Here is a 3460-nt window from a genome sequence, read left to right as displayed (position 1 = left end):
GAGCAGCATGGGCAGCCCGCGCTCGGCGGCCAGCCGCACGCTGGCGGGCGAGGTACACGCCATGATCACGGGCGGGGTGCCGGTCGTGCCCGGGTCGTCCGGACGCGGTACGACGGGGACCTCGCGGAAGCTGAACCGCTCGCCGTCCGCCCCCACCCGGGGCTCCCGCAGCCAGCGCAGCAGCAGATCGAGCGCCTCGGGGAAGCCGTGCTCGTACGCCCCCAGCCCGGCGCCGAAGACCTCCAGGTCCACCCAGGGCCCGCCGCGGCCGACACCGAGGGTGAACCGGCCGCCGGAGCTGAGATGGAGCAGTGCCGCTTGCTCACCCAGCGCGACGGGGTGTGCCGTTGGAAGTACGCTCACCGCAGTACCGACGCCTATGCGCCGAGTACGTCCCAGCAGCAGGGCGGCGAGGGTGACGGCGGACGGACAGACGCCGTACGGCACGAAGTGGTGCTCGGCGAGCCAGACCGCGTCCAGCCCGGCGTCCTCGGACAGTTCGGCCGAGCGGACCGCCCGGTGCAGCGCCTCCTCCTGTCCTTGGCCGGGAAATTGAGCGGCCAGAATGAAAGCCCCCACACGCATGCCATCTGCCTCCTTGTCGCGGCTCCATCGCCGACGCGGGCATCCCCCTCATGGCATTAACGTCTGACACGTGCCAAGGGCACGGCCTGGCAAGTATTTTTCATGATGATCTGAGAGTGGCTGTGGATGACGGCTTACCGGGTGCGTGACCGTTACGCGTACGCTGGTCACAGTCAGTAGCTCCCAGCCCTGTCGAGGTGCCCCGTGTCTCCACGCCGAAACCGCTCCCGAGGTGGCGAGAAGCCAGTCGACCGCATGGGCACGGACCGTTACGGGCTGGAGCGCACCGAGAGCTGGCAGGGGGAGGAGTGGGTGGTGCGGCTGGTGGGCGGCGGGGGCTCCGGCAAGCATTACCGCTGCCCCGGATGCGACCAGGAGATCCCTCCCGGGGTGCCCCATGTGGTGGCCTGGCAGCAGCACATGGGCGTGGACGACCGCCGCCACTGGCACAAGGCCTGCTGGAACGCGCGAGACCGCCGGAGCGCCAAGCTCCAGCGGTCCCGTAACGCTCCGCGGTACTGAGGCCGCGGATCCCGAGCGCGGGCGTTACACGTCGCGCTTCTCCAGCAGGACGTACGCCGCGACGAGCGCGCCCGCGGTGATGCCCCCCAGCACGCCCAGCTGCGACCAGCCGGAGCCCATCGAGTCGTCGATCTGGAAGAGCGCGGCCAGTGCGAAGGGCGAGGAGTACTTCTGCATCGTCACGCCCAGATCCGCCAGGCTGGGCGACATCATCAGGAACGCCGGGAGGATCGACGGGAGCAGCACCACACCCAGCATCGTGGTGATCGCACCGGCCGAGTGCCGCAGCATGCTGCCGACGGCGAGCGAGAGCAGCCCGAGCAGGGAGACATAGAGCCCGACACCGAGCGTCGCGCCGATCAGCTGGTCGTTGCTCGGGTCCATGACCTTAGGGCCGCTGTGCATCCCGGAGCTGATGAATGTCACCAGGGCGAGCGAGAGGGTGGTGGTGACGAACGCGAGGGTGAAGAAGACCAGCGCCTTGGCGGTCAGCACACGGGAGCGGGCCGGGGAGGCGGTGAAGGTGGTGCGGATCATGCCGGTGCCGTACTCGGACGAGATCACCAGCACGCCGAGGGTGACGACGCACAGCTGGCCGAGCAGGGCGCCGAAGAACCCGGGGAGGGTGGTGGGGGCGCTGGTGTAGTCACTGTCGTTGGTGCTCGCCGACGTCAGGAACCCGATCCCGACGACCAGCGCGGCCATGACACTCAGCGTCCAGATCGTCGAGCGCACCGACTTGATCTTGGTCCACTCGGAGGCGATGGCGTTCCCGAGGTGGGTGCGCTGAATCGGGATCGGCGAGGTGTAGGTGCCCACGGCGGCGTACGGCTGCGCGGGCGCGCCGGGCGGCGGCGACACGTACCCCGGCGGTACATGCGGCGCCTGGTGCTGGGGTGCCTGCTGCGGCTGCTGGTGTGCGTACGCCTGCGGCGGCTGCGGCGGTGCCTGGGGCGGAGTCTGCGGCGGGACGGGCGCCTGGCCCTGCTGCTGGTACGGCGTCGTCATCGGGCGTCCTCGTTGTCGCGCTTGGACAGGTCGGCGGGGGCGGCGGCGGGAGGCTGGGCCGGGGCGGCGGGCGGCTGGACCGGGGGAGCGGCCGGGGGCTGCGCCGGTGCGCCCCCCTGCGCGGGCGCACCGTGCGGCGGGGCTGCGCCCTGCGGCGGGGCCGGCGGCTCGGCGTACCCCGGCATCACGGTCCCGGGCGGGTACGGCCCGGGCTGCTGCCCCGGTACGCCCGGTGCGCCCGGCGCGTAGCCGTACGCCCCGCCCTGCGGGGCGCCCGCGCCGGGCGGCTGCTGGAGCCCGGCCCGCTGGTCGGCGGTCGAGCGGTAGTCCACGGCGCCCTGCGTCATCCGCATGTACGCCTCCTCCAGCGACGCCTGGTGCGGGGAGAGCTCCCACAGCCGGACGTCCGCCGTGTGCGCCAGCTCGCTGATGCGCGGCAGCGGCAGTCCGGTGATCCGCAGGGCGCCGTCCTGCTCCGGCAGCACCTGGCCCCCGGCCTCGCTCAGCGCGGCGGTCAGCTTCTCGCGCTGCTGCGGTTCGCCGTCGGGGGTGCGGACCCGGGCGAAGTCCGCCGAGTTGTACGAGATGAAGTCCTTGACGCTCATGTCCGCGAGCAGCTGCCCGCGGCCGATCACGATCAGCTGGTCGGCGGTGAGCGCCATCTCGCTCATGAGGTGGCTGGAGACGAAGACCGTGCGGCCCTCGGAGGCCAGCTGCTTCATCAGGTTGCGGACCCACAGGATGCCCTCGGGGTCCAGACCGTTGACCGGCTCGTCGAAGAGCAGCACCTGCGGGTCGCCGAGCAGCGCGGCCGCGATGCCCAGGCGCTGGCCCATGCCGAGCGAGAAGCCCTTGGAGCGCTTGCGGGCGACGTTCTGGAGGCCGACCACGCCCAGCACCTCGTCCACCCGGCGGGCCGGGATGCCGGACAGCTGGGCCAGGCACAGCAGGTGCTGGCGGGCGCTGCGGCCGCCGTGCACGGCCTTGGCGTCCAGGAGCGCGCCGACCTGGCGCGGGGCGTTGGGCAGCTTCCGGAAGGGGTAGCCGCCGACCGTGACGTGCCCCGCGGTGGGTTCGTCGAGCCCGAGGATCATGCGCATCGTCGTCGACTTGCCGGAGCCGTTCGGCCCCAGGAAGCCGGTGACGGCGCCCGGCCGCACCTGGAACGACAGGTTGTACACGGCTGTCTTGTCGCCATAGCGTTTCGTCAGGCCGACTGCCTCGATCATGCTCCGCCCCTCGTGCGAATGGGTCGGGGCGCCTCGCCCCCGTGAGTCTTAGGAGCTTAACGGCCTGGTTACGGTTCCCGTGAAAGCAGGGTTGAGAGCGGATCGTGACCCCGCGG

At 71.7% G+C, this 3460-nt stretch carries 4 protein-coding genes; 1 reads left to right on the top strand and 3 read right to left on the bottom strand.

From position 1 onward, the window contains the following. Window positions 1–585: LLM class flavin-dependent oxidoreductase (locus SSOG_RS54785; RefSeq protein ID WP_009714992.1), on the bottom strand; the 585-nt coding region annotated here is incomplete at its 3' end. A 204-nt stretch (window positions 586–789) separates the two neighbouring features. Here SSOG_RS54785 and SSOG_RS14580 point away from each other — a divergent pair. Continuing rightward, window positions 790–1107 carry a hypothetical protein gene (locus SSOG_RS14580; protein WP_039937598.1) on the top strand — a complete coding sequence of 106 codons (318 nt, stop codon included), beginning with the start codon at window positions 790–792 and terminating at the stop codon, window positions 1105–1107. Window positions 1108–1131: 24 nt separating this feature from the next. Here the strand turns inward: SSOG_RS14580 and SSOG_RS14575 are convergent, their stop codons facing one another. Together SSOG_RS14575 and SSOG_RS14570 are read right to left on the bottom strand one after the other, a co-directional pair. Continuing rightward, window positions 1132–2115 carry an ABC transporter permease gene (locus tag SSOG_RS14575; protein ID WP_009714990.1) on the bottom strand — a complete coding sequence of 328 codons (984 nt, stop codon included), beginning with the start codon at window positions 2113–2115 and terminating at the stop codon, window positions 1132–1134. Next, the gene (locus tag SSOG_RS14570) at window positions 2112–3344 is read right to left on the bottom strand and encodes an ABC transporter ATP-binding protein (protein WP_009714989.1); all 1233 of its coding nucleotides are present in this window, start codon (window positions 3342–3344) and stop codon (window positions 2112–2114) included. The genes SSOG_RS14575 and SSOG_RS14570 overlap by 4 nt, the downstream gene beginning before the upstream one ends. Window positions 3345–3460: the final 116 nt, after the last annotated feature.

The sequence above is a fragment of the Streptomyces himastatinicus ATCC 53653 genome (assembly GCF_000158915.1).
Classification (GTDB): Bacteria; Actinomycetota; Actinomycetes; order Streptomycetales; family Streptomycetaceae; genus Streptomyces; species Streptomyces himastatinicus.
Note: the sequence above shows the minus strand (reverse complement) of the source record. Positions and strands in the feature narration are given on the sequence as shown.

Bases quoted from the DNA above. Each gene is read 5' to 3' on its own strand.
- SSOG_RS14575 (WP_009714990.1), bottom strand. From the start codon at position 2,115: ATGACGACGCCGTACCAGCAGCAGGGCCAGGCGCCCGTCCCGCCGCAG.
- SSOG_RS14570 (WP_009714989.1), bottom strand. From the start codon at position 3,344: ATGATCGAGGCAGTCGGCCTGACGAAACGCTATGGCGACAAGACAGCC.